This is a genomic window from Pseudomonas sp. IT-P4 (assembly GCF_949767755.1).
Classification (GTDB): Bacteria; Pseudomonadota; Gammaproteobacteria; order Pseudomonadales; family Pseudomonadaceae; genus Aquipseudomonas; species Aquipseudomonas monachiensis.
This window is the reverse complement of sequence record NZ_CATKPX010000015.1, coordinates 83,284-108,968: the sequence shown is the minus strand read 5'-3', so window position 1 is coordinate 108,968 and position 25,685 is coordinate 83,284. Positions and strand designations below refer to the sequence as shown.

The window sequence follows — 25,685 nt, the reverse complement described above, 5'->3', positions numbered from 1 at the left end:
TTGATTCAAAAAAGTTTTATTTCTTTTCAACGTCAGTCTTCAGATGTGGCCAGGCAGCCCGCAGGTACTGGACCATCGACCACAAAGTCAGGCCAGCCGACACCATCAACAAGGTGTAGCCCAGCAAGACCCAGAAACTGAAATCCTTTGGATTGGCCAGCAGGATCACCAGCGCCAGCATTTGCGCGGCGGTTTTCCATTTGCCCAGGTTCGATACGGCGACGTGGGCACGAGCGCCCAGTTCGGCCATCCATTCGCGCAGTGCCGAGACGACAATCTCGCGACCGATGATCACGGCGGCAGGCAGCGTGAGCCACAGGTTTCCGTGTTCCTGCACCAACAGGACCAATGCAACCGCAACCATCAGCTTGTCGGCAACCGGATCGAGGAAAGCCCCGAACGGCGTGCTTTGTTCCAGGCGGCGCGCCAGGTACCCGTCCAGCCAGTCGGTCGCCGCAGCGAATGCGAAGACCGAGGCGGAGGCCATGTAGCTCCACTGGTAAGGCAGGTAGAACAGCAAAATGAAGATCGGTATGAGCAGAACGCGTAGAACGGTAATCAGATTAGGGATATTCATCGGCACAACTGGCTACGAGGTGAGGGGGCATTCTACTCGCTGTGCAGATTTGCATAAATCAACTCTGCGAGCTTTTTACTGATCCCGGGGGCTTTGGCAATTTCTTCGATGCTTGCACGAGACAGCTCCTGCAATCCACCAAAATGTTTCAACAAGTCACGCCGACGTGTGGGTCCGACGCCGGCGACGCCTTCCAGTGTAGACGTCCGACGGGTTTTTCCACGTCGGGCTCGGTGCCCGGTAATGGCAAACCGGTGGGCTTCGTCGCGAATCTGCTGGATCAGGTGCAGCGCGGGTGAATCGCCGCGCAAGGTGAACTCATGTGCAGCGTCGTTCAGGTACAGGGTTTCGAAACCGGCCTTGCGCGTCGCGCCTTTTGCCACACCCAGCAAAATCAGGTCAGGCACGGCCAGCTCATCGAGCACGTCGCGGGCCATGGACAACTGGCCTTTTCCGCCGTCCACCAGCAGGATATCCGGCAACTTGCCCTCCCCGTCCTTCAGTTTGCTGAAGCGTCGGGTCAGCGCCTGATGCATCGCCGCATAATCATCGCCGGCCGTAACGCCCTCGATGTTGTACCGGCGGTAATCGGCCTTGATCGGACCTTCGGGGCCGAAGACCACGCACGACGCCACCGTCGCCTCACCGCTGGAGTGACTGATGTCGTAGCACTCAAGTCGCTGTGGAGGCTCATCCAGCTTCAGCACCTCGGCCAGTGCATCAAAGCGCGCCGTAATGTGCTGACGATTCGCCAGGCGCGCACTCAGAGCCTGCTCGGCATTGGTCACCGCCAGTTGCTGCCAGCGCGCCCGCGTGCCCCGCACGCGATGGCTGATGGTCAGCTCCCGACCGCGTAATTCGTCGATGGCGGCGATCAGCGTGGGAAAGTCATCGTGGACCACGTTGACGATCAGCTCGCTGGGCAAGTCGCGTTCAGGGCTGCTGATGAAGTACTGGCCGAGAAACGCGGCCATGACTTCAGAAACGTCTTCTTCAATACCGACTTGAGGGAAGAAGTTCTTGCTTCCCAGTACCCGACCGCCCCGCACGCTGATCAAGTGAACACAGGCACCACCCGGGTTGACGAAGGCAGCAATCACATCGACGTCCCCGGTCCCGCCCTCCATGCTCTGTTGATCCTGGACCCGGCGCAGTAAAGCAATCTGGTCCCGCAACTCCGCGGCCCGTTCGAATTCGAGATTGATCGCCGCCTCTTCCATCCCGGCGGACAACTCGTCAGTCAGTGCATTGCTGCGCCCTTCAAGAAACATCACCGAATGGCGGACATCCTCGGCGTACACCTGCGGCTCCACCAGCCCGACACAGGGCGCCTTGCAACGCTTGATCTGGTATTGCAGGCAAGGGCGCGTGCGGTTCTTGTAATAACTGTCTTCGCATTGGCGAACGAAAAACGTCTTTTGCAGCAGGCTCAGGCTTTCGCGGATCGCGCCGGCACTCGGATAAGGCCCGAAATATTTGCCCTTGGCCTTTTTCGCGCCGCGATGAATGCTCAGGCGCGGAAACTCTCCGTCGGAGAGAAAGACGTAGGGGTAGGATTTATCGTCGCGCAGCAGGATGTTGTAGGGCGGACGCCATTCCTTGATCAGCGTCTGCTCAAGCAGCAAGGCTTCGGTTTCGTTGGCGGTGATCGTCGTCTCGACCTGGGCGATACGCGCTACCAGCGCGGCGGTCTTGGGGGCAAGCCCGGTCTTTCGAAAGTAACTCGACAGGCGACTCTTGAGATTCTTCGCCTTGCCGACGTAGAGCAACCGCGCTTCGCTGTCGAACATGCGGTACACGCCGGGGCGCCCGCTAACGGTCGACAGAAAGGCGCTCGGATCAAAGGTGTCGTTCATTTTCAGAGGCTGGCGTCGACCATGCCATGACGAACCGCCAACAGCGTCAACTCGACATCACTGCTGATCGAAAGCTTTTCGAAGATGCGGTAACGGTAGGTGTTCACGGTTTTCGGCGACAGGCACAATTTGTCGGAGATGATCTGTACTTTTTGGCAGCCGACGATCATCAGCGCGATCTGGATTTCCCGCTCCGACAAGGCATCGAAAGGCGAATCGTTGGTGGGCTGGAAGGACTTGATCGCCAGTTGCTGGGCAATTTGCGGGCTGATGTAGCGTTGCCCGGCAAACACCAGTCGAATGGCCTGGACCATTTCCGGCAAACCTGCCCCCTTGGTCAGGTAACCTGCCGCACCGGCCTGCAACAGCCGTGTAGGAAACGGGTCCTCTTCACATACAGTCACCGCGACGACCTTGATATCCGGGTGACTGCGCAATAATTTGCGAGTGGCTTCAAGACCGCCGATACCCGGCATCTTGACGTCCATCAACACCACATCGGGCTTCAGCTCGCGCGCCTTGATCAGGGATTCCTCACCCGACTCGGCCTGGCCGACTACTTGCAGGCCATCGATGTCAGCCAGCATTCGTGTAATGCCTGTACGAACGAGATCATGGTCATCGACTACTAGCACCCTAATCAAGCAGACACCTCGTGATATGGTCTTATTGGGTTGCCAGACACCTTAGCAAAAAGCTTCTGGCAGACCTAGCGGAAAGCGTCAGATTAAAAGTTTCAATTCATCTTGAAAGGCTTGTCGCAAGCGTGTTGCAGCGATCCAGCCCGGGGATATCCAGCTGCATCCTCAGGAAACATTCGTCCTTGCCCACCACCCTCAACCCCTTGCGTTCGTACAACGCTCGCGCCGGATTGTTTTCGAAAACCGTCAGGCGCAATGCCGGTCGCCGCTCCTGGCGCGCCAGAGCCGATGCCTGATCGATCACCCAGGATCCAGTGCCCTGCCCACGAAACGCGTCGACGATATGCAATTCGCGGATATACAAGGCTCTGGCATCACGACTCAGGCTGACATAGCCCAGCACTCCGTCGTCCGATGTAATCAAACGGTTGTCCCGCCCGGCCCAGGCCACGTCAAACGCTTCGTCCTGCCACAACAGTTCATGCTCAATGTAGTAACGCAGCATGTTTCTGCAGGTCAGTTCGCGGGCGAATTCCAGGTCATCCGGTGTTGCCGGGCGCCATTGGCGCTCCATCATTCCAATTCCACAGCGAGGGTCATGTGCGTCCTTGTGACGATAGGATTGTTGTTGCAGCGCAAAGTGTGTCACAACCGTGGGGGCACTCAAGCAATAGAAAGCGCCATCGTTGGCCGATAGCATTTTCTGATTGAATCTGCGTACCGGCCTCTAGTAAGCTCGGACCATCCATCGGAGACAGACCATGTTCAACGCCCTCTTACAGCTTCGTACCGCCAGCGCCCCGCGCTCGGTTGCGGCTGCCCGGGTGAACGACGGTTGTACTCCGGTCAGCTTTTATTTTGGGTATTGGTTTAGCCACTGGCGCGCCTGATACCCACATGGCGCCCACTTCAAACGGGTCGCCACCAGAGAATTCTCAACCCCCGGTCGGCCTCCCGACCGGGGGTTTTGTTTTTTCAGCCCCAACACTTTTAGCGACACACCAGACATTCAGAGGATTCAAAACATGAACTACGCCACTTATTACCGTTACGACAGTTTTACCGCCTGGCGATTTACCACCCTCCGCTCGGGACAGCCTGCCGCCTCCGATCGGTCACCCACAGGTGGCAAGCACACACACGCAGCCAATCCGGCCAATTGTCGAACACCCCAGTAGGGCCGAGCGCGCGGGCACGAACCCGCCACCAGTCCAGGAAGCCTTGAATATGAACTCGTCCGTCTCCGCACTGCCGCTGTCCACCATGAGCCCTGCCAATGAAGCGCTGACCCTGCGCCTGCCCAGCTCATTGCAACTCAAACAGCAATTGCCCCTCGGCAACGCCCTGACCCGGCAAGTCGCCGCCCACCGCCAGGCGGTTCGCGCGATCCTCAACGGTGAAGATTCCCGACTGCTGGTCATCGTCGGCCCCTGCTCGATACACGATCCAAAGTCAGCCCTCGAATACGCCGGTAACCTTGCCCGCCTCGCCGCCGCAGTCAGCGACGAAATGCTGCTGGTGATGCGTGCCTACGTCGAAAAACCCCGCACCACGGTTGGCTGGAAAGGCCTGGCCTACGATCCGCACCTCAATGGCAGCGATGACATGGCCGCCGGCCTGACGTTGTCCCGCGAGCTGATGCGCGAAATGCTCCGCCTGGGCCTGCCCGTTGCCACTGAGCTGCTGCAACCGATGGCCGCCGGCTACTTCGACGATCTGTTGAGCTGGGTGGCGATTGGCGCCCGGACCACGGAGTCGCAGATCCACCGGGAAATGGCCAGCGGCCTTGGCATGCCTGTAGGGTTCAAGAACGGGACAGACGGCGGTGTCGGTGTCGCCAGCGACGCCATGCGCTCCGCCGCTCATCCTCATCGCCATTTCGGTGTCGATAGCCAGGGACATCCGGCGATCATTCAAACCCCGGGCAATGCAGACACACACCTGGTATTGCGCGGCGGCCATCGCGGGCCGAACTACGACAGCGCCAGCGTCGCCCAGGTGAACAGCGACCTGACCAAGCTCAGGATTCCGGCTCGAATCATGATCGATTGCAGTCACGCCAACAGCGGCAAAGACCCGTTGCGCCAGCCAGCCGTGTTCCAGGATGTACTTGAACAACGCCTGCAAGGTGATCGTTCGCTGATCGGCATGATGATCGAGAGCCATTTGTTCGAGGGCTGCCAGCCGTTGAGTTCACCGCTGAAGTATGGCGTGTCAGTTACGGATGGCTGCCTTGGCTGGTCCGGGACGGAAATGTTGTTGCGCGATGCAGCGGATAGATTGCGGAAACAAATTCGCACTTAACAATCGCTCTGGTGTTGAGCTCCCTTGCGCCCTCTACGGCGCAAGCTGAGTTCCTCGCTCCCCGTACAATTTGTAACGTTTAGATGCTGCATTCGTGAATGCTTTTGGACGACGATTGAAGCACAAGAGTTCTGACGAAAAAAATCTGAATGATTATGCATGGAAGCAAATCTACAGAGTAAGAAAAAAGTAACGCCAGCTCGATTCAAGCAGGCACAGCGCATTATCATCAGCAGTAACGAGGTCAAGGATGGATAAAAAATATTTCACTAAACACTTACTATTGAGCGCACTGTACCTAATTACAGCTAGTGCTGCTTTTTATATTGATGACAACCTTTTTTACCATGACATTAAACTTGTCACACTTATGCTACTCAGCACATTGCTATACCCACTCTCTAGGTACTTTACAACCGCCAGCGCCTACAAACTGACAGGACCGGAGTTCTGGAGAAAGGATTTTTTTATCAAGGGAGACTCTACAGGAATAAATGCACTTTTTATATTTTTTTGCCTCGTCTTCGCCATCCCACTGGGCAGCACTTACTTGATATTCATGATATTAAAAAGGGGGTGAAAGCTGCCACCCCCTTTACACATCAGAGATTTATCACGTAGTCGTTGATCTTGCCCACCAGTGCATCATCAATCAATGCCCCCATCACAGCCGTTAGCAATGCAAATCCCAGAATAGTCAAGGGTGTCGCGGCCGTCAGGCCAAACATGAACGCTACCAGAGTGGTTGCACCCTTACCCACAACTAAAGACTCAACTTTTACAAAAAATGGCACCCAATCACCACTCCTAGATGATGTTTTCGCTTCAGCGAGCAAGCTGAAAAGATCAGTGATGTTACCAATAGCCTTCAGACCTTTACCGAATGCCGTCAGGTTTTTAGACATCACATCTTTATCTAGAGCGTCAAGAGCCCGAGCAATCGCTTCCCGGTCCTTGACTCCAAACTTCTTGCTCAAAACATTCTTATACTGATCAAAAGCCTTTATTGCCTCACCAGCATTACGAATCGTCTTCCCTTTGGCATTTTTCGAAAGTTCTTTCGCCAGCACCTCGGCTCTTACACCAAATCGCTCACTCACCTCCTTATAAAAATCCATGGTAAACTTGATTGCACTCTGGATCTGTTCAGCTTCATTCGACCGCTCGGCCAAGCCGCCCAAGGCGCTTGAAGTTGAAGTCAGGTGTCTTGCAGATTCGGCCTTCAACAAGGCGTCGTGGTAGCTGAGCCACTTTGTCCCAATCGGGGTGTGGGTTTGCAGATAAACCAACTCATTGAGAGCCTCTAATTCAGGCTTGCTCAATGGCGAACTGATCTTCGGGTTCGCCGCTGTGAAATTGATGGTTACACCACCTCTTTTGAATGGAGGCGGTGCAACGACAGGTCTGATCTCTGCCATTTTGGTCGAAGCCATACGCTCTAGCGTCGCCTTGTAATGTAACAATACTTGAGTTTGGGTCATGCCAGTCAGGGAACCTGCCGCAGCAACGAGCTCTGTTTGAAGAAACTCGGGAAGTTGCTGAGCGTGAATATCCAGTTCCAAACCAATAATGCTAAGTCGCTGATTCTGCACAGCGAACCATGCGGCGCCATCTAGAGGAACAACCGACTCCGCTTGGCTTCTGCTGTTAGCTAGCTCGGCAAGTTTGCCAGCCAGAATATCCACCGAGAGCGAAAGCGCTTTGAGCTCCAATGCAGATTTATAGACGTTGTCAAACATGGAATACAGGCTCATGAGAGCTTGGGAGTCGGCGCTACCGGAGTTCAGAAATTCACGCATTTTCTGACGCGGCAGCACCCCCATCATAAAGAATGGACTCTGACCATAAAGGCCGTAGATATTTGGCGCAATGGATATGTATTGCTTCTTTTTTGAGTCAATAAATTCCAGGGTGACCTGTTGGTCTACGGCAGCAGATTCTGAGGGTGCTAAAACTTGAGCGCTTTTTGCAGCGACTTTTCTTTCCTCCAATTCACGCGCGGTATCGGTGATGAGTGTATTGAATCGTGCATTGTATTCATTATCAATCTGCTGCTGACTGTAGACTTGTTCGTTCATAAACTCGGCCATAACGTTTGGCAACGCGATATCCCGAATTCCACTTGGACCTCCCTCCCCTCTACGTGGCCCGTCCTGCAACCCCCATCCACCATTATTTCCGCTGTAACCACCGCCACCACCAGGACCGAAGGTTTGCTGACGCCCAGCAACAATGTGCGTAGGTTTAATGTAGTAAGTTTCGCCTCGAACAAATCCATCATCTGCCATGTGTAACTTCCCCCATCAATCCATTGAAAGTTCGCCATCCAACAATCGACATCGAACGAGGCCTATTGAACGTCATAAAAAAATCTTGTGATGTCAGGAGAGCACTAAGTGCTACAGGGAATATTGATATTGATGTGGTAGGAATTAGCGCTTTACAACTTTCTACCCAACGAATTACGTCGAGATATTTCGGCGAAGACCGTCCATAAATTCGAATGTACCTACTGATTTCCGTCTTCTTCAATACTCATGAAACTTTCGTATACCCCATTTCCGTCAATGGCTTTAGAGTTAGGCGTAATACCACTCACACGAATGTTTGCGAAGATGTGCGATATGCAAAGGAATGCAAACACCTGGTATTCAATACTGCTGGCCCACGACTTTTCGGCGTCGAATGAATCGGCAAGTTCGAGGTCTTTGACGACACCAGGTAGACGCGGAGGAGCGCCGGAGCAAGGGTGTCCGTTCCCTGCGTATCAGCCACTTATGACAACGAAGTACTTGATGATCAATTGCTTACGCAGATCGAGCGGGTACTGGAAAGAACTGGTGCACGCAAAGTCAACCTCATAGGACATCGCCACGGAACACTGACCACGCGGTCGCCCAGGCAAAAAGCGACCTGACCAGACTCGGGATCCGACTCGAATCATGGTCGATTGCAAGCCGTGTTCAAGGATGTATTTGAGGCACAGAACAACTGTTACTTGAAGCCGCAGACCGACTGCGAGCGTCGAACAACGCCCGATAATCACCATCCTCCGTGCGCCCTCCAGCCTTCATGGAAAGACTGGAGGGCAAATGGCAATCAATGTCCCATCAGGGACTGCACCTGAACCAGTGTCACCCCCGATTGCTGACGGGTGCCGTCAAGGCGCTCGACTGAACAGGAAACACGGATCGCAGTATCTCGATGTTCCCTCCAGAACGGGTAGGGAACGATAAACACCAATGGCTCACCCGCGATGTCCCTGGTTATTACGCGGTCGTCACAGTGATTGAATTTCTCCCCGTCGCATGTCAGGCAAATCCGTTCTCCTTTTTCAGCCTTGGGGTTTTCGATGACGACAGACACGCCATCCTGCGCATCTTGCAGATCCACCCAACCCTCGTTGGCTTCCAGCACAGTGGGTGCTCGCAGCGGCCGCCGCTCCAGGATGCCAATCATCAGTGCCGTTACTTCAGAATAACGAGGCCCCTGCCCCGCCTGCTTGACGCAATAGTCGACGGACACCGAGGAGCCCAGGTTGAGCGCAATGCACTCCGGACTGACCCAAAACGACAGTTCCTCCCCCACAGCGAAAGCCTCGACCTTGAGTGCATCACTGAAACTTGCTTCAACCGAAACACCCGCCCAGGTCAGCAACACCCAGTCGCCCGACGCCATGCGCGCATAGGGTTTGATCGTAACGATCGCCCCTTCCTTCACCCGATCCGGATCAAGCGTTCTCCCCACCGCATCGCTCACCGTCGCGGGTAACAGGTCGCACTGCACATCACCGACACTGAGCTGCAATCGACGGGAATGCACGGGCTCGGCCAATCGGGTACTGGTGAGTGAGTAACCGATTTCCAGTGAACCACCCTCAAGCGCCTCGATATGCATGCTACCCACGGCAAAGATAATGTCCTCGCCGACCCGGTCGTCACTGACAAAACGCGCCACCTGGTGATTGCAGGCAAGGCCATCGGCATCCAGCCCCGCCCAATTCAATAGCAATTTGTCGCCGCAGGTCATGCCTGGATAAGGCCGGACCCTGATGACGGCTTTTTTTTCACAGGGATTGAGAACGCCGTTTTGCGCCTGCTCAAGGATCGGCGGTGGCAATGGTTGCTGGGCGAGATTCAAGGTGTCGGGTTCATAAACAGTCATTCATTCGCTCCATTCCCTGGAATAAACACCGGACAGGTGGCCGGCTCCGTACGGCTATTTAACCTCATGCCGAACAGTCGTGATGTCGGCCTCTCACTCCGACCTGCTCGGAAAATCGATACATGCAAAGTAGGTCTTTGATCAGCAGCAACCTGATTGCCGCGAAAAGTCCTCGATCTATTCCGACTAAGGCTTCAACTGCTCTTGAGCATTCGCACTTGTTCTATTCCGTTTTCCTCAAGTTTCGGCGGACTTTTCATACATCGCGCCAACCTCGAGTGTTTTAGAGTGAAGCGCCATGCAGTCCCAATGAACTTCTGCGTAAAGGTATGAACATGCAAAGGAATGCAAGCACTCGTTACCCAATACTGCTGGTCCACGGGCTTTTCGGCTTCGAAAAAATCGGCAAGTTCGAGCTCTTTCACGACATCAGGCAGGCACTGAGGAACGCCGGAGTCAGGGTGTTCGTTCCCCACTTGTCGGCCATCCATGACAACGAGGTACGCGGAGACCAATTGCTCGCACAGATCGAGCGGGTAATGGAAGGAACCGGTGCGCGCAAAGTCAACCTCATAGGCCATAGCCAGGGCGCACTGGCCGCACGTTATGCCGCAGCGATTGCGCCACACAGCGTGGCGTCGGTCACCTCCGTCAGCGGGCCGAACCATGGTTCGGAACTGGCCGACTTCCTGCGCAAGGCATTGACACCGGGATGCCTGCCGGAACATGTGGCCGAGACGGTGGTGACTCTGTTCGCCGACTTCCTCGCGACCTTGAGCGACAATCAGTATCAACCGCGAAACGCCATTGCCGCCCTCAATGCGCTGACCACCGAAGGCGTAGGCGCATTCAACGACAAATACCCGCAAGGGCTGCCCACCACCTGGGGTGGCAAGGGGTGCGAACAGGTCAACGGTGTTCGTTACTACTCGTGGAGCGGCGTGCTGCCAGCGAATGTTCTCGAACAAGGGCGCTATGCGCTCGATCCACTCAACGCCTTTTGCCGGGCCCTTTCCGGTTATTTCGTCACGGAAAGCGAACAGAACGACGGTTTGGTCGGTCGCTTCAGCTCCCATCTGGGCACGGTTATCCGGTCCGACTATGCGCTGGATCACCTGGACTCCATTGGCCAACCGACCGGGCAACTGCGTAGGGGTGTCGACCCGATTGATCTGTATGTCCAGCATGCCAGGCGCTTGCGGGACGCCGGCCTTTGAGCACCCACCTGCCGTGGATCCCCCGTGGAACGGAACTTTGAGGAGAAATCGCTCACTGAATCCGGTAGGCTCAGCACTTTATCGAGTATTGAAAGGAGTATTTTCCCATGGCTAAAGCCACTGCCCGTCACATCCTTGTTGCCTCCGAAGCCAAGTGCAACGAACTCAAGGCCCAAATTGAGGCTGGCGCCGATTTCGCCGAAGTTGCCAAGGCAAACTCCACTTGCCCATCCAGCCGCCAGGGCGGTGACCTGGGTTCGTTCGGGCCGGGCCAGATGGTCAAGGAATTCGACACCGTGGTCTTCAGCGCACCACTCAACGTGGTCCAGGGCCCGGTCAAGACCCAGTTCGGTTTCCACCTGCTGGAAGTGACCAGCCGTCAGGACTGATCGACGCCTGAGTATTCACACGACGGCCCGCCTATTGGTGGGCCGTTGTGTTTGTGATGCGCAATACGGCTGGCGAGGGACGCGCCGCTAGCGTACAAATTGTCGTTAACGACTACCCGGCTCTAAGGCTGACAATGCGACTGGTTTTCCCTACCTTGCTGTTCACGGCCGTGGCCCTGCTGATGGGGGTCTCGGGTGTGAATGCGGCACCGCAACAGGCAATGACCGTGTACGGCGAACCGGCCAAATACCCCACCGGCTTCAGTCATTTCGCCTACACCAACCCGCAGGCCCCCAAGGGCGGTACGATGCGGCGTTCGGCGATCGAAATCGGTCAGTTCGACCATGTCTTGCCCTACATCGACAAAGGCATCGGCGTTACACAGGTCGACGGTTTGCTCTATTCACCGCTGGCCCAGCGCTCCCTGGACGAGCCTTACACCGTGTACGGCCTGGTGGCCGAGAAGATGGAGCGCTCCGAGGACGGCCTGTCCCTGCGCTTTTACCTCAACCCCAAGGCGCGTTTTGCCGATGGCAAACCCATTACTGCCCAAGACGTACGCTACACCTTCGACCTGCTGATGACCCAGGGCAGCCTGCGTTACCGCACCCAGTTCGCCGACGTCAAAGGCGTCGAAGTGGAATCGCCGCTGACTATCCGCTTTGATTTCAAGAACAACGAAAATCGCACCCTACCGCTGGATATCGCGACCTTGCCGGTGTTTCCCGAACACTGGTGGAAGAGTCGCGATTTCGCCGGTGGCGGTGGCTATGAAGCGCCGTTGGGCAGCGGCCCCTATAAAGTCGGCAAGATCGACTCGGGACGCAGCATCACCTTCGAGCGCAATCCCGGCTGGTGGGGCAAGGACCTGCCGGTCAGTCGCGGCCTGTACAACTTCGATCATTTCAGCATCGAGTACTTCGGCGATACCGACGTGGCGCGCCAGGTCCTGCGTGGAGGCGCCTATGACTACAATCGCGAATTTTCCGCCACCGGCTATTCCATCGGCTACGACAGCCCGGCCCTGAGCGACGGTCGCCTGCAAAAGGCCCACCTCGCCACCGAGGCGCCGCAGCCGGCCCAGGGTTTTGTGTTCAACCTGCAAAAGCCCATGTTCCAGGACCGTCGCGTGCGCCAGGCGCTGGTGATGCTGTGGGACTTCGAGTGGAGCAACCGGCAGATGATGCGCGACATGTACATCCGCCAGCAGAGCTTTTTTTCCAATACCGACCTCGCCGCCCGGCAACTGCCGGATGCCGGTGAACTGGCGATTCTCGAACCGCTGCGCGGGCAGATTCCCGACGAAGTCTTCACGCAGGTGTTCGAAGCGCCGAAGACCGACGGCAGCGGCGTGATTCGCGACAAGCAGTTGCAAGCCCTGGACTTGCTCGAAGAGGCCGGCTGGAAACCCGATGGCGACCAATTGGTCAATGCCGACGGCGAGCCGCTGAGCTTCACATTCCTGGTCAGCCAGAACGGCATGGACCGTCTGCTGCTGCCCTATAAACGCACGTTGAAACAGATCGGCATCGACCTGAACATCCGCCGCATCGACTCGTCCCAGTATGTCAATCGCCTGATGAGCCGCGACTACGACATGATCGTCACCGGCTACCCGGTCACCACCTCTCCGGGGGGCGAACTGGTCAATTACTTCGGTTCGGCGGCGGCCACCGACCCTGGCTCCAACAACTACATGGTATTGAAAAACCCGGCGGTGGACACCCTGATCACCGGGCTGATCCACGCCAATACCCAGGTCGGCATGCTGCACTACGCCCATGCCCTGGACCGGGTACTGCAATGGAATTACTACTGGATTCCCAACTATTACCCGCCGGGCACCTCGACAGTGTGGTGGAACCGCTTTGGTATCCCGAACGTGCAAGCGAGCAATGACGAAGCCATCGAAAGCTGGTGGGAGATGAGCACCACGCCATTGACCAACCAACAGATGACGGCCGAGCGTATCAGCCGTGGCAAACCCGGAGGGCCGCACTGATGTGGGCTTACATATTGCGGCGCCTGCTGCTGATCATTCCGACGCTGGTAATCATTCTCCTGGTCAACTTTGTCATCGTCCAGGCCGCGCCAGGCGGGCCGGTCGAACAGGCCATCGCGCACCTGCAAGGCATTGGTGGCGCCGCGGTTGGTGGCAGTTCCGGCGAAGCCATGAGCGGCAAGTCCCGGTCCAGCCGAGGGCTCGATCCGCAGTTGATCAAGGACATTGAAAAACAGTACGGCTTCGACAAGCCGGCACACGAACGCCTCTGGCTGATGCTCACCAGCTATGCGCGCCTGGACTTCGGCAAGAGCTTCTTCCGTGGCGCCACCGTCACCGACCTGATCCTCGAAAAAATGCCCGTGACCATCTCCCTCGGGCTCTGGGCGACGCTGATCACCTACCTGGTGTCGATTCCCCTGGGCATCCGCAAGGCCGTGCACCATGGCAGCCATTTCGACATCTGGAGCAGTACCGCGATCATCATCGGCTATGCCATGCCGGCGTTCCTGTTTGCGATGTTCCTGATCGTGGTCTTTGCAGGCGGCACTTCGCTGAACTGGTTTCCGGTTCGCGGGCTGGTCTCGGACAACTTCGAATCACTGTCGACCCTTGGCAAGGTGGCCGACTACTTCTGGCACCTGGTGTTGCCGGTGACTTCGCTGGTGATCGGCGGCTTCGCCACACTGACCATCCTGACCAAGAACTCGTTCCTCAATGAAATCACCCGCCAGTACGTGGTCACTGCCCGGGCCAAGGGCTTGAGTGAACGACGGGTGCTCTACGGGCACGTATTCCGCAACGCCATGCTGCTGGTGGTGTCGGGCATTCCCCAGGCGTTCATCAGTGTGTTTTTTGCCGGTTCCCTGCTGATCGAGGTGATCTTCTCTCTCGACGGCCTGGGCCGCATGAGCTACGAAGCGGCCGTATCGCGGGACTATCCGGTGGTGTTCGGCTCGCTGTTCATCTTCACCCTGTTCGGCCTTCTGATAAAACTGGTCGGCGACCTCTGCTACACCCTGGTCGACCCGCGTATCGACTTCGCCGCGAGGAACGCCTGATGCTCAAGCTTTCACCGCTGGCCCGTCGTCGCTTCGAGCGTTTCAAGAAAAACCGTCGGGGCTGGTGGTCGCTCTGGCTGTTTATCGGTCTGTTCCTGATGACCCTGGGCGGCGAACTGATCGCCAACGACAAACCGCTGGTGGTCAGCTATCAGGGCCAATGGTACTTCCCGGTCTTCAAGCGCCACACCGAACAGGCGTTCGGTGGGCAGCTGCCGTTCCAGGCCGACTACCGCAGCGACTACGTGCAGAAACTGATCAAGAAGGATGGCGGCTGGTTGCTGTTTCCACCGATTCCGTTCAGTGACGACACGCCCAACTACGACCTGAACACACCTGCCCCCAGCCCGCCCTCCAGCGTCAATTGGCTGGGCACCGACGACCAGGCACGGGACGTTCTGGCCCGGGTGATCTTCGGGGCCCGGGTGTCGATCCTGTTTGCCTTGATGCTGACCTTTGTCAGTGCCCTGATCGGCATTGCCGCCGGGGCCCTGCAAGGCTATTACGGCGGCTGGGTGGACTTGCTCGGCCAGCGTCTGCTGGAGGTGTGGTCCGGGTTGCCGGTGTTGTACCTGCTGATCATCCTGTCGGGCTTCGTCGAGCCGAATTTCTGGTGGCTGCTGGGGATCATGGCGCTGTTTTCCTGGCTGGCCCTGGTGGACGTGGTGCGCGCCGAATTCCTGCGCGGGCGCAACCTGGAATACGTCAAGGCCGCGCGCGCGCTGGGCCTGACCGACCGCAAGGTCATCGTGCGGCACATTCTGCCCAACGCCATGAACGCGACCTTGAGCTACTTGCCGTTCATTCTCACCGGGGCGATTTCCACCCTGACGGCGCTGGACTTCCTCGGCTTCGGCATGCCTGCCGGCAGCGCTTCCCTGGGCGAACTGATCGGCCAGGGCAAGCAGAACCTGCAAGCGCCGTGGCTGGGGCTGACGGCGTTCTTCACCCTGGCGCTGATTCTTTCTTTACTGGTGTTCATTGGCGAAGCCTTGCGCGACGCTTTTGATCCTCGATCTTGATTCGGAATGTAGAGATGACCAACCTGATCGAAATCCGTGACCTCAACGTGGCCTTCAGCGGCCAGACCGTGGTGCGCAATCTGTGCCTGGACATCCGCCCCGGCGAATGCCTGGCGCTGGTGGGCGAATCGGGTTCGGGCAAGTCGGTGACGGCCCACTCGATCCTGCAACTGCTGCCGCAAACCGAGTCCGAGACGACGGGCAGCATCCGCTATCGCGGCCAGGAACTGGTGGGTGCCGATGCCTGCAAGTTGCGACAACTGCGCGGCAATCGCATCGCGATGATCTTCCAGGAGCCGATGACCTCCCTCAACCCGCTGCACAGCATCGAAAAACAGATCGGTGAAACCTTGCTGGTGCACAAAGGCCTGGCGGGCAAGGCGGCGCAAGCGCGGATCCTCGAATTGCTGCACCTGGTAGGCATCCAGAAACCCGAGGAGCGCCTCAAGGCCTATCCCCATCAATTGTCCGGCGGGCAGCGCCAGCGGGTGATGATCGCCATGGCCCTGGCGTGCGAGCCGGAACTGCTGATTGCCGATGAACCGACCACCGCGCTGGATGTGACGGTGCAACGCAAGATCCTGCTGCTGCTCAAGTCCCTGCAACAGCGGCTGGGCATGTCGCTGCTGCTGATCAGTCATGACCTCAATCTGGTGCGCAGCATCGCCCAGCGCGTGTGCGTAATGAAGGCCGGGGAAATCGTCGAGCAGGCGCCTTGCGAAGTCCTTTTCACTGAGCCGAAGCACCCTTACAGCTGCGTATTGCTGCACGCCGAACCCGAGGGCGAAGCCTTGCCCCGGGACGAGCGCGAAAACGTACTGGAGGTGGACAACCTGCAGGTGCGGTTTGCCGTCGGTGGTGGCCTGTTCCAGCGCAAGACCTGGCTGCGGGCCGTCGATGGCATCAGCCTGAATATTCAGCGCGGCAAGACCCTGGGCATCGTCGGCGAATCCGGTTCGGGCAAGTCCACCTTGGGCCAGGCGATCCTGCGTTTGCTCGACTCCGAAGGCGGTATCCGCTTTCAGGGCCAGGCGCTGGATGGCCTGACGCAAAAACAGCTACGGCCGTGGCGCAAGAAGATGCAGGTGGTGTTCCAGGACCCCTTTGGTAGCCTCAGCCCGCGAATGTCGGTCGCGCAGATCATCAGCGAGGGCCTGGAAGTGCACAGCCAGTTGAGCACAGAAGAATGCAACGCCGAAGTGATCCGGGCGCTGAACGAAGTCGGTCTTGACCCGCAAAGTCGCCATCGTTATCCCCACGAGTTCTCCGGTGGCCAGCGTCAACGCATCGCCATCGCCCGGGCGCTGGTGCTCAAGCCGGCGTTGATCCTGCTCGACGAACCGACCTCGGCGCTGGACCGCACGGTGCAAAAACAAGTGGTCGCCCTGCTCCGTCAGCTTCAGGAAAAATACGGGCTGACCTATCTGTTCATCAGCCATGACCTGGCTGTGGTGCGCGCCCTGGCCCACGACATGATCGTGATCAAGGACGGCAAAGTGGTGGAACGCGGCGCCAGCCATGAGGTGTTTGACTCACCGCAGCATCCGTACACCAAGGAGCTGTTGGCGGCGGCGCTGTTGGGGCAGGCATAATCCGTCGCATGAAGTTGGACCGAGGCGCGGCCTTCGTCGGAACGCCGCCCGGAGCAAACCTGCTCCCACAGTCGATCTGTGTCGTTCACAAATCCCCTGTGGGAGCGGGCTTGCTCGCGAAGAGGCCGGCACAGGCAAAACATAATCAGGATCAATACCGATGAACACCACCGAAAGCCTCAAGGACTACCAGCGCGTTCGCCTGCTGGCGATCCGTTCGTTGTTCGAAATCATCGAGCAATCGAGTGAGGGCACGGTGATTGTCGACCGCGATGCCAACATCGTCTGGATGAATGAGCGCTACGCCCGGCGCTTCGGCCTGCAATCGGCCGAAGTCGCGATCGGCAAGCCCTGTGAAAGCGTGATCCCCGGCAGCCTGCTGCGTGAGGTGGTGCGCACCGGCCGGCCGATTCTGCTGGACATGCAAGACACCCCCAAAGAGCCGCTGGTGGTCATGCGCCTGCCGATTCACGACGATGTCGGCGTGGTGATCGGTGCCATCGGATTCGCCCTGTTCGACGAGCTGCGCAGCCTGTCGCCAATGCTCAAGCGCTACATGAACATGCAGGAAGAACTGGCCTCCACCCGCTCGCTGCTGCGGGCGCGGCAGACCAAATACAACTTCGCCCACTTCATCGGCACCAGCGCCGCCAGCCTCGAAGTCAAACGCCGTGCCCGACGCAGTGCAAGCACCGAATCGCCGGTATTGCTGCTCGGCGAAACCGGCACCGGCAAGGAACTGCTGGCCCAGGCGATCCACAATGCTTCGCCCCGCGCGCACAAGGCGTTTGTCAGTATCAACAGCGCGGCGATTCCCGAATCGCTGCTGGAGGCCGAATTCTTCGGCACCGCTCCGGGCGCGTTTACCGGTGCCGACCGCAAGGGCCGCGCCGGCAAATTGCAGATCGCCCAGGGCGGCACGCTGTTCCTCGACGAAATCGGCGACATGCCGCTGCCCCTGCAAAGCAAACTGCTGCGGGTGTTGCAGGAAAAGGAATTCGAGCCGGTGGGCTCCAACGAAGTGATCCAGAGCGATGTGCGGGTGATCGCCGCGACCTCAACGGACCTTGAGGCCGCGATCAAACGCGGCGAATTCCGCGCCGACTTGTACTACCGGCTCAACGTGCTGCCGATCCAAGTTCCGCCCCTGCGTGACCGCCTCGATGACGTGCCGGCGCTTAGTGAAGCGATTCTCGAAGAACTGCGCAGCCAGCATGAACTTCACCATGAAGCCCTGGAACTGTTGGGCCAACACGCCTGGCCGGGGAACATCCGCGAGCTGCGCAACGTGCTGGAGCGGGCCGCGTTGCTCAGTGATGACTTGCGCCTGACGACAGCAGATATCCGTGCGGCGATTGGTACGTTCAAACCCGTTGAGCGCGTGGCGCCCTTGACCATCGAACCGCTTGCCCATGAGACCTTCAGTGCGGCGCGGGAGCGGTTTGACCGGCAGCTGATCGAGACCACCCTCGCGCAATGCGGGGGTAAGGTGGTTGATGCAGCAGCACGATTGGGCCTTGGGCGGTCGACGTTGTACAAAAAGATGGTGGCGCTGGGGATCGTAGAGTCTCAATAAAGAGACATTAATCTCCATTGTTAGAAAGCCCTTCGCGAGCAAGCCCGCTCCCACAGGAGACGACGCTCTACTGATCAACTCGGTCAACTGTGGGAGCGGGCTTGCCCGCGAAGAGGCTAGCACTGCCAATGCAAGTCTCAGAACAGAGACAAATCTACTCGACAAGCCCGCCAACCTGAAAATATATCCTTATATTTCAACAACTTAACTATCTGGCACAAAACTCGCTATACGCCTCTCCTACCAGGCTTCACCCAACAAAAATAACAACCCAGGAGACACACCATGAGTGTGATCATTGCCTTGGCAGCCCTCGCGCTGCTGATGCTGGCTGCCTACCGTGGCTACAGCGTTATCCTCTTTGCCCCGATTGCCGCCCTCGGCGCTGTCCTGCTGACTGACCCGTCTGCCGTCGCCCCCGCTTTCACCGGGGTGTTCATGGAAAAAATGGTCGGCTTCATCAAACTGTATTTCCCGGTGTTCCTGCTCGGTGCGGTGTTCGGCAAGCTGATCGAACTGTCCGGTTTCTCGCGCTCCATCGTCGCGGCGGCCATTCGCTTGCTCGGCACCCGTCAGGCGATGCTGGTGATCGTGCTGGTCTGTGCCCTGCTGACCTACGGCGGCGTATCGTTGTTTGTGGTGGTGTTCGCGGTCTACCCGTTTGCCGCTGAAATGTTCCGCCAGAGCAACATCCCCAAGCGACTGATCCCGGCGACCATTGCCCTGGGCGCCTTCTCGTTCACCATGGACGCCCTGCCCGGTACGCCACAAATCCAGAACATCATCCCCAGCACCTTCTTCAACACCACCGCCTGGGCGGCTCCGTGGCTAGGTGTGATCGGCACGATCTTCGTGTTCTGCGCCGGCATGCTGTTTCTCCAGCGCCAGCGCAACAAGGCGCAGCGTGCCGGTGAAGGCTATGGTTCGGACCTGCGCAACGAGCCGGAAACCGCCGCCGACCTCAAGCTGCCCAACCCGTGGCTGGCGCTCTCGCCACTGCTGGCGGTGGGCATCATGAACCTTTTGTTCACCCACTGGATTCCCCAGGTGTACGGCAAGACCCACAGCCTGGCGCTACCGGGCATGGCCGCGCCGGTGACCACGGAAATCGCCAAGCTCACGGCGATCTGGGCGGTACAGGCAGCCTTGCTGGTCGGCATCCTCATGGTGCTGGTGTTTGGCTTCCAGGCGATTCGCAGCAAACTCGCCGAGGGCAGTAAAAGTGCGGTCAGCGGAGCATTGCTGGCGGCGATGAACACCGCCTCGGAATATGGTTTCGGTGCCGTGATCGCATCCTTGCCGGGCTTTCTGGTGCTGGCCGACTGGCTCAAGAGCATTCCCAACCCACTGGTCAACGAAGCGATTACCGTGACCCTGCTGGCCGGCATCACCGGTTCCGCCTCGGGCGGCATGAGCATCGCGCTGGCGGCGATGTCCGAACAGTTCATCAGCGCCGCCCATGCGGCGAACATTCCGCTGGAAGTGCTGCACCGGGTTGCCGCGATGGCCAGCGGCGGCATGGACACCTTGCCGCACAACGGCGCGGTGATCACCCTGCTGGCGGTCACCGGACTGACCCACCGCGAGGCTTACAAAGACATTTTCTGTATTACGCTGATCAAGACCCTGGCGGTTTTCGTGGTGATCGGCACTTTCTACGCCACTGGCATTGTGTGAGGTATTCATGACGACTCTTTCGGGCAAGACCGCACTGGTCACCGGCTCCACCAGCGGCATCGGCCTGGGGATCGCCCTCAGCCTGGCCAAGGCCGGGGCCAACCTGATCCTCAACGGCTTTGGCGATGCCTCCCAAGTGATCGCCCAGGTGCAACAGTTCGGCGGCAAGGTCGGCCATCACCCCGCCGATGTCAGCGATCCGGCACAAATTGCCGACATGATCACCTACGCCGAACGTGAGTTTGGCGGCGTCGACATTCTGGTCAACAACGCAGGCATTCAACACGTGGCAGCGGTGGATGAGTTCCCGGTGGAGCGCTGGGATTCGATCATTGCCATCAACCTGTCGTCGGTGTTCCACAGCACCCGCTTGAGCCTGCCGGGCATGCGCGCCAAGGGCTGGGGTCGGGTGATCAACATTGCCTCGGTGCATGGCCTGGTCGGTTCGGTGGGCAAGTCAGCTTACGTCGCCGCCAAGCACGGGGTGATCGGCCTGACCAAAGTGGTCGCGCTGGAGACCGCGACCACCCAGGTCACCTGCAACGCGATCTGCCCAGGCTGGGTATTGACGCCACTGGTGCAAAAGCAGATTGATGATCGTGCCGCCAGCGGGGTTGATCCGCAGCAGGCGCAGCATGATCTGCTGGCTGAAAAGCAGCCATCGCTGGAGTTCGTGACACCGCCGCAACTGGGTGAACTGGTGTTGTTTTTGTGCAGCGAAGCCGGCAGCCAGGTACGCGGCGCGGCGTGGAATGTTGATGGTGGGTGGTTGGCGCAGTAACAACCGTTTGCTTTTGTGGCGAGGGAGCTTGCTCCCGCTGGGTGGCGAAGCCGCCCCATGAGTCTCACATGCAAAACCGGTTGCCTGGATTGCGTCTGCTACGCAGCCGAGCGGGAGCAAGCTCCCTCGCCACAAGAGCCTGCTCCACATCAACCTGTGCGAAGGCATTAAAAAAGAAGAGGCAAACCATGTCCGACATCCTCTGGCAACCCGACGCCAAACGCATTGGCAAGACCCGCATGGAGGCCTTTCGGCGCTTCATCAATCAGCGGCATCACCTCAAGATCGACGACTACCCGACCCTGCACCAATGGTCCATCGATCAACGGCCGGACTTCTGGCAGGCCATCGTCGACTTCTTCGACATCCGCTTCCACGAGCAACCCGACGCCGTGCTGCTCGAAGGCCCGCGAATGCCCAGCGCCCAGTGGTTCCCCGGCGCAACGCTGAACTTTGCCGAACACCTGCTGCAGCGTCGCGATGATGCGATTGCCGTGATAGCCGTCGGCGAAAACGGTCAGCGTGAACATTTGACCTGGGCTGAACTGGCCGAACAGGTCGCCGGCTTCCAGAATGGCTTGATCGCCTCCGGCGTCGTTGTGGGCGACCGGGTCGCCGCCTGCATGCCCAACACCTGGCAGACCCTGGTGGCCATGCTCGCCACCACCAGCCTTGGCGCCGTCTGGTCCTGCTCTTCGCCGGACTTCGGCACCCAAGGGGTGGTTGACCGTTTCGGCCAGATCGAACCGAAAGTGCTGGTGACCTGCGCCGGCTACCGCTATGCCGGCAAAGAGATCGACCAGACCGCCAAGGTCAACGAAATCCTCCAGCGCCTGCCGTCGCTGCAACAGCTGATCGTCGTGCCTTACGCACGTCCACACGCACACATCGAACAATTCCATACCCAGGCCAACGTGACGCTGTGGGACGACTTCTACACCCCCGGCGGCGAACCGGATTTCGTCCCGGTGCCTTTCGCCCATCCGCTGTACATCCTCTACTCCAGCGGCACCACCGGTGTACCCAAATGCATCATCCACAGCACCGGCGGCGTGTTGCTGCAACACGTCAAGGAACACGGTCTGCATGGCGATCTCGGCCCCGGTGAACGGCTGTTCTACTACACCACCTGCGGCTGGATGATGTGGAACTGGCTAGTGTCGGCGCTGGCGACAGGCAGCTCCGTGGTGCTGTACGACGGCTCACCGTTCCAGCCCGAACCGCAACGCCTGATCGACCTGATCGACGACGAATGCATCAGCGTCTTCGGCACCAGCCCCAAATACCTCGCGACCCTGGAAAGCAGCGGTATCAAGCCCCGGGAAAGTCATGACCTGGGCAGCCTCAAGACATTGCTCTGCACCGGCTCGGCGCTGTCGCCGCAGAGTTACGACTACGTCTATCGGGACTTTAAGGCTGACGTGTGCCTGGCCTCGATGTCCGGCGGCACCGACATCGTCTCGTGCTTCGTCAATGGCAACCCGATGTCGCCCGTGCGCCGCGGCGAAATCATGGGCAAGAGCCTGGGCATGGCCGTCGAAGTGTGGAACGACGAAGGCCACCCGGTAATTGGTGAAAAGGGCGAACTGGTCTGCACCCGGCATTTCCCGGCGATGCCCATTGGCCTGTGGAACGACCCCGATGGCGAGAAACTGCACCAATCCTATTTCAGCCTGTTCCCCGGCGTCTGGGCCCAGGGGGATTACGCCGAACAATTGCCCCATGGCGGGATGATGATCCACGGTCGCTCCGATGCCGTGCTCAACCCCGGTGGCGTACGCATCGGCACGGCGGAAATCTATCGTCAGGTGGAGAAAGTCCCCCAGGTACTCGACAGCGTGGCCATCGGTCAGCAGTGGCAGGACGACGTGCGAGTGGTGCTGTTCGTACGCTTGCGCGACGGGCTCGAGCTGGACGAAGCCCTGCGACAGCAGATCCGCGAGACGATTCGCGCCAACACCACGCCGCGCCATGTACCGGCGAAAATTGTTGCCGTGACGGACATTCCCCGGACCATCAGCGGCAAGGTCGTTGAGTTGGCGGTGCGCAATGTGGTGCATGGGCAGAAGGTGAAGAACACTGATGCACTGGCCAATCCCGAAGCGCTGGAGCAATTTCGTGACCGGCCCGAACTCAAATCTTGAAGCACCACGCAAATCCCTGTGGAATCGGTGTCTCTGAACCACTCGCGCCGACGAATCCTCCAGTTTCAACCACCTGTGCAAGAATAGACGTCAGCCAAAGCGACTCACGTGCAGGACTCTTTGATGAACGCAACACCAACCGCCAGCGATGCCCAGGCCTTGATCGCCCGAATCGACTGGGCCAGCAGCCCGCTGGGCGCTGCCAGAACTTGGCCACAAAGCCTGCGAACCGCCGTGGACATCGTCATTCACTCACCGATGCCGATGCTGTTGCTATGGGGCCCGCAACTGACGCAGATCTACAATGACGGCTTCGCCCTGCTCGCCGGGAGCAAGCATCCACACGCTTTCGGACAACCGACGCACCTGATCTGGCCAGAGTTGCAAGACTTTACCGACCCGATCTACAACGCCGTCTTGCAAGGTCAGGTGCGAACCTACAGTGAGCAGCGCTTTACCCTGCAACGCGGGGACCGGGAGTCGGACTTCTGGCTCGACCTGACCTACAGCCCGATCCGCGACGAAAGTGCCGAAGTGGCCGGGATCCTGGTCACCGCCATTGAAACCAACGAACGCCGGCGCATCGCCCTCGAACTCGAACAGCGCTCGGCGGCCAGCCTCAAGGCCCAGCGTGAAACCGAGGAACGCCTGCAACTGGCCCTTGCCGCCACCGATGCGGTCGGCACCTGGGACTGGGACATCAGCGAGGACCGTTTCATCGCCGATGCGCATTTTGCCCAGTTGCACGGCATCGACCCGGCCATGGCCAGTCAGTTGCCGATCAGTCAGTACCTGCACGGCGTACACCCCGAAGACCGTGCCCTGATCGCCCGCAGCATCAAGCATTGCATCACCCAAGGCAGCGAATACGCCGAGGAATATCGCCTGCTGCAAACCGACGGCCAGATGCGCTGGGTATTCGCCCGCGGACGCTGCTACAAGGATCACCATGGCCGGCCGATGCGTTTCCTCGGCGCGGCGCTGGACCTGACCGAGCGCAAACACACCGAACAGGCCCTGCGCCAGAGCCAGACCGAGCTGCAACTGATCATCAACGCCATGCCGATCCTGATCAGCTACGTCGACCGTGAAGAACGCTTTCGCCTGAACAATGCGGCGTACCTGGACTGGTATGGGCTGACGCCGCAAGAGCTTTACGGGCGGACCATTCTTGAAGTGATTGGCGAACAAGCCTATGCACTGCGCGCCCCGTACATCACTGAGGCACTGTCCGGCCGGCCTTGCTGCTTCAGCATCAGCACGCCGCACCGCGACGGCAGCATCCGCCAGGCCTTGATGAATTACCTGCCACGCCACGGCGCGGATGGCGCGGTGAACGGTTTCTACATCTTCGTGATCGACGAAACCGAACGCAAAAAGACCGAAGAAGCCCTGCGCAACCTCAACGAAACCCTTGAAGAACGGGTTGCCGCCCGCACCCGCCAATTGGCCGAGGCCAACGAGCGTTTGCAGAGCGAGATGTTCGAGCGCGAGCGTGCCGAAGAGGCCTTGCGCCATGCGCAGAAAATGGAAGCGGTCGGCCAGCTTACCGGCGGCATCGCCCATGACTTCAACAACATGCTCACCGGCATCATCGGCAGCCTCGACCTTATGCAACGCTACATTGCCGACGGCCGCACCAGCGAGATCGGCCGTTTCACCGAAGCGGCCGTGTCCTCGGCCAACCGTGCCGCCGCCCTCACCCATCGCCTGCTGGCGTTTTCCCGACGTCAGTCGCTCAACCGCAAGCCGCTGAACCCCAACGACTTGATTCACTCGCTCGTAGACTTGTTCAGTCGTACCAAGGGCGACAACATCGAGCTCAACCTGCAACTGGCCGAGAACATCTGGCGGGTCAGCACCGATGTCAGCCAGCTGGAAAACGCCCTGCTCAACCTGGTGATCAATGCCCGGGACGCCATGCCCGATGGCGGCCAGTTGCAGATTGAAACCGCCAATGTGTACCTCGACGGCAGCGACATCACGACCCTGGAACCGGTCAAGGCCGGCGACTACGTGATGATTGCCGTCAGCGACAACGGCACCGGCATGACGCCCTCGGTGCTGGCCAAGGCATTCGACCCGTTCTTCACCACCAAGCCCATCGGCCAGGGCACCGGTCTGGGCTTGTCGATGATTTACGGTTTTGCCCAGCAAACGGGGGGCCACGTCAACCTGTTCAGCCTCCCCGGACGGGGCACCAGCGTGCGCTTGTACCTGCCGCGCCTGCATTCAACCGAACCGGAACAGGTTTTGTCGCCTGTCATCAGCGAGGCACCGGCGGCGATTGCCGGCGAAACCGTGATGCTGGTCGAGGACGATGCGGCGGTGCGCATGCTGGTGCTGGACCTGCTCAAGGAGCTCGGTTACCGCGCCCATGAAGCCGAAGATGCCAAGGGCGCCCTGCCGCTGCTGGAGTCGGACCAGCGGGTGGACCTGCTGGTGACCGACGTTGGCTTACCGGGCATGAACGGCCGCCAACTGGCGGAAATCGCCCGCCAGCATCGTCCTGAACTGAAAGTGCTGTTCATGACCGGTTACGCCGAGATCGCCGCCGAGCGCCAGGGTTTCCTCGAAGAAGGCATGGACATGGTGGCCAAGCCGTTTTCCATCGACCTGCTGGCCAACAAGATTCGCACGATGATCAGTCAACCGGACTGAGTTGAGGCATAATCGCGCGC

General features: G+C 58.8%; 18 protein-coding genes. 12 read left to right on the top strand and 6 right to left on the bottom strand.

Annotated elements, in window-relative coordinates; genetic code table 11:
- Positions 1 to 16: 16 nt before the first annotated feature.
- From pgsA to ACM6IT_RS02065, 4 genes are all read right to left on the bottom strand, one after another.
- On the bottom strand, positions 17 to 577 hold the full coding sequence (gene pgsA, locus ACM6IT_RS02080) for a CDP-diacylglycerol--glycerol-3-phosphate 3-phosphatidyltransferase (RefSeq protein WP_008051977.1): 561 nt from the start codon (positions 575 to 577) through the stop codon (positions 17 to 19).
- A 32-nt stretch (positions 578 to 609) separates the two neighbouring features.
- The gene (uvrC, locus tag ACM6IT_RS02075) at positions 610 to 2,433 is read right to left on the bottom strand and encodes an excinuclease ABC subunit UvrC (protein WP_056724454.1); all 1,824 of its coding nucleotides are present in this window, start codon (positions 2,431 to 2,433) and stop codon (positions 610 to 612) included.
- A gap of 2 nt (positions 2,434 to 2,435) precedes the next feature.
- The gene (gene uvrY, locus ACM6IT_RS02070) at positions 2,436 to 3,077 is read right to left on the bottom strand and encodes a UvrY/SirA/GacA family response regulator transcription factor (protein WP_032829778.1); all 642 of its coding nucleotides are present in this window, start codon (positions 3,075 to 3,077) and stop codon (positions 2,436 to 2,438) included.
- A gap of 97 nt (positions 3,078 to 3,174) precedes the next feature.
- Complete coding sequence (locus ACM6IT_RS02065; RefSeq protein ID WP_414914495.1) at positions 3,175 to 3,648, bottom strand: GNAT family N-acetyltransferase; 474 nt, start codon at positions 3,646 to 3,648, stop codon at positions 3,175 to 3,177.
- Between the two features lie 653 nt (positions 3,649 to 4,301).
- On the opposite strand from ACM6IT_RS02065, the gene ACM6IT_RS02060 reads away from it, so the two are divergent.
- Entirely contained in the window at positions 4,302 to 5,378 is a 1,077-nt protein-coding gene (locus ACM6IT_RS02060) for a 3-deoxy-7-phosphoheptulonate synthase (RefSeq protein WP_414917382.1), read from the top strand.
- A 602-nt stretch (positions 5,379 to 5,980) separates the two neighbouring features.
- Here the strand turns inward: ACM6IT_RS02060 and ACM6IT_RS02055 are convergent.
- Together ACM6IT_RS02055 and ACM6IT_RS02050 are read right to left on the bottom strand one after the other, a co-directional pair.
- The gene (locus ACM6IT_RS02055; RefSeq protein ID WP_414917381.1) at positions 5,981 to 7,666 is read right to left on the bottom strand and encodes a colicin-like pore-forming protein; all 1,686 of its coding nucleotides are present in this window, start codon (positions 7,664 to 7,666) and stop codon (positions 5,981 to 5,983) included.
- Between the two features lie 811 nt (positions 7,667 to 8,477).
- The gene (locus tag ACM6IT_RS02050; RefSeq protein ID WP_414917380.1) at positions 8,478 to 9,542 is read right to left on the bottom strand and encodes a hypothetical protein; all 1,065 of its coding nucleotides are present in this window, start codon (positions 9,540 to 9,542) and stop codon (positions 8,478 to 8,480) included.
- A 335-nt stretch (positions 9,543 to 9,877) separates the two neighbouring features.
- Here ACM6IT_RS02050 and ACM6IT_RS02045 point away from each other — a divergent pair, with 335 nt between their 5' ends.
- From ACM6IT_RS02045 to ACM6IT_RS01995, 11 genes are all read left to right on the top strand, one after another.
- A complete protein-coding gene (locus tag ACM6IT_RS02045; RefSeq protein ID WP_414914342.1) occupies positions 9,878 to 10,759 on the top strand; it encodes an esterase/lipase family protein in 882 nt (293 codons plus the stop codon).
- Between the two features lie 107 nt (positions 10,760 to 10,866).
- Positions 10,867 to 11,148, top strand: coding sequence for a peptidylprolyl isomerase (locus ACM6IT_RS02040; RefSeq protein ID WP_008051985.1), 282 nt, complete (start codon positions 10,867 to 10,869; stop codon positions 11,146 to 11,148).
- A 134-nt stretch (positions 11,149 to 11,282) separates the two neighbouring features.
- Positions 11,283 to 13,151, top strand: coding sequence for an extracellular solute-binding protein (locus ACM6IT_RS02035; protein ID WP_414917379.1), 1,869 nt, complete (start codon positions 11,283 to 11,285; stop codon positions 13,149 to 13,151).
- Complete coding sequence (locus ACM6IT_RS02030) at positions 13,151 to 14,212, top strand: microcin C ABC transporter permease YejB (protein ID WP_056724441.1); 1,062 nt, start codon at positions 13,151 to 13,153, stop codon at positions 14,210 to 14,212. The genes ACM6IT_RS02035 and ACM6IT_RS02030 overlap by 1 nt, the downstream gene beginning before the upstream one ends.
- The gene (locus ACM6IT_RS02025; RefSeq protein ID WP_056724439.1) at positions 14,212 to 15,234 is read left to right on the top strand and encodes an ABC transporter permease; all 1,023 of its coding nucleotides are present in this window, start codon (positions 14,212 to 14,214) and stop codon (positions 15,232 to 15,234) included. The genes ACM6IT_RS02030 and ACM6IT_RS02025 overlap by 1 nt, the downstream gene beginning before the upstream one ends.
- Before the next feature lie 14 nt (positions 15,235 to 15,248).
- Positions 15,249 to 16,826, top strand: coding sequence for an ABC transporter ATP-binding protein (locus tag ACM6IT_RS02020; RefSeq protein WP_414917378.1), 1,578 nt, complete (start codon positions 15,249 to 15,251; stop codon positions 16,824 to 16,826).
- A gap of 160 nt (positions 16,827 to 16,986) precedes the next feature.
- Positions 16,987 to 18,402, top strand: a complete 1,416-nt coding sequence (locus ACM6IT_RS02015; RefSeq protein WP_223542763.1) for a sigma-54 interaction domain-containing protein — start codon at positions 16,987 to 16,989, stop codon at positions 18,400 to 18,402.
- 285 nt (positions 18,403 to 18,687) lie between these two features.
- On the top strand, positions 18,688 to 20,079 hold the full coding sequence (locus tag ACM6IT_RS02010; RefSeq protein WP_007974692.1) for a GntP family permease: 1,392 nt from the start codon (positions 18,688 to 18,690) through the stop codon (positions 20,077 to 20,079).
- A 7-nt stretch (positions 20,080 to 20,086) separates the two neighbouring features.
- Positions 20,087 to 20,860: a 3-hydroxybutyrate dehydrogenase gene (locus tag ACM6IT_RS02005; protein WP_056724432.1), complete on the top strand. Its 774-nt coding sequence runs from the start codon at positions 20,087 to 20,089 to the stop codon at positions 20,858 to 20,860.
- Between the two features lie 188 nt (positions 20,861 to 21,048).
- On the top strand, positions 21,049 to 23,004 hold the full coding sequence (locus tag ACM6IT_RS02000; protein ID WP_414917377.1) for an acetoacetate--CoA ligase: 1,956 nt from the start codon (positions 21,049 to 21,051) through the stop codon (positions 23,002 to 23,004).
- Between the two features lie 123 nt (positions 23,005 to 23,127).
- Complete coding sequence (locus tag ACM6IT_RS01995; RefSeq protein ID WP_414917376.1) at positions 23,128 to 25,665, top strand: PAS domain-containing protein; 2,538 nt, start codon at positions 23,128 to 23,130, stop codon at positions 25,663 to 25,665.
- Positions 25,666 to 25,685: the final 20 nt, after the last annotated feature.

Bases quoted from the DNA above. Each gene is read 5' to 3' on its own strand.
- pgsA (WP_008051977.1), bottom strand. From the start codon at position 577: ATGAATATCCCTAATCTGATTACCGTTCTACGCGTTCTGCTCATACCG.
- uvrC (WP_056724454.1), bottom strand. From the start codon at position 2,433: ATGAACGACACCTTTGATCCGAGCGCCTTTCTGTCGACCGTTAGCGGG.
- ACM6IT_RS02065 (WP_414914495.1), bottom strand. From the start codon at position 3,648: ATGGAGCGCCAATGGCGCCCGGCAACACCGGATGACCTGGAATTCGCC.
- ACM6IT_RS02060 (WP_414917382.1), top strand. From the start codon at position 4,302: ATGAACTCGTCCGTCTCCGCACTGCCGCTGTCCACCATGAGCCCTGCC.
- ACM6IT_RS02055 (WP_414917381.1), bottom strand. From the start codon at position 7,666: ATGGCAGATGATGGATTTGTTCGAGGCGAAACTTACTACATTAAACCT.
- ACM6IT_RS02050 (WP_414917380.1), bottom strand. From the start codon at position 9,542: ATGACTGTTTATGAACCCGACACCTTGAATCTCGCCCAGCAACCATTG.
- ACM6IT_RS02045 (WP_414914342.1), top strand. From the start codon at position 9,878: ATGCAAAGGAATGCAAGCACTCGTTACCCAATACTGCTGGTCCACGGG.
- ACM6IT_RS02040 (WP_008051985.1), top strand. From the start codon at position 10,867: ATGGCTAAAGCCACTGCCCGTCACATCCTTGTTGCCTCCGAAGCCAAG.
- ACM6IT_RS02035 (WP_414917379.1), top strand. From the start codon at position 11,283: ATGCGACTGGTTTTCCCTACCTTGCTGTTCACGGCCGTGGCCCTGCTG.
- ACM6IT_RS02030 (WP_056724441.1), top strand. From the start codon at position 13,151: ATGTGGGCTTACATATTGCGGCGCCTGCTGCTGATCATTCCGACGCTG.
- ACM6IT_RS02025 (WP_056724439.1), top strand. From the start codon at position 14,212: ATGCTCAAGCTTTCACCGCTGGCCCGTCGTCGCTTCGAGCGTTTCAAG.
- ACM6IT_RS02020 (WP_414917378.1), top strand. From the start codon at position 15,249: ATGACCAACCTGATCGAAATCCGTGACCTCAACGTGGCCTTCAGCGGC.
- ACM6IT_RS02015 (WP_223542763.1), top strand. From the start codon at position 16,987: ATGAACACCACCGAAAGCCTCAAGGACTACCAGCGCGTTCGCCTGCTG.
- ACM6IT_RS02010 (WP_007974692.1), top strand. From the start codon at position 18,688: ATGAGTGTGATCATTGCCTTGGCAGCCCTCGCGCTGCTGATGCTGGCT.
- ACM6IT_RS02005 (WP_056724432.1), top strand. From the start codon at position 20,087: ATGACGACTCTTTCGGGCAAGACCGCACTGGTCACCGGCTCCACCAGC.
- ACM6IT_RS02000 (WP_414917377.1), top strand. From the start codon at position 21,049: ATGTCCGACATCCTCTGGCAACCCGACGCCAAACGCATTGGCAAGACC.
- ACM6IT_RS01995 (WP_414917376.1), top strand. From the start codon at position 23,128: ATGAACGCAACACCAACCGCCAGCGATGCCCAGGCCTTGATCGCCCGA.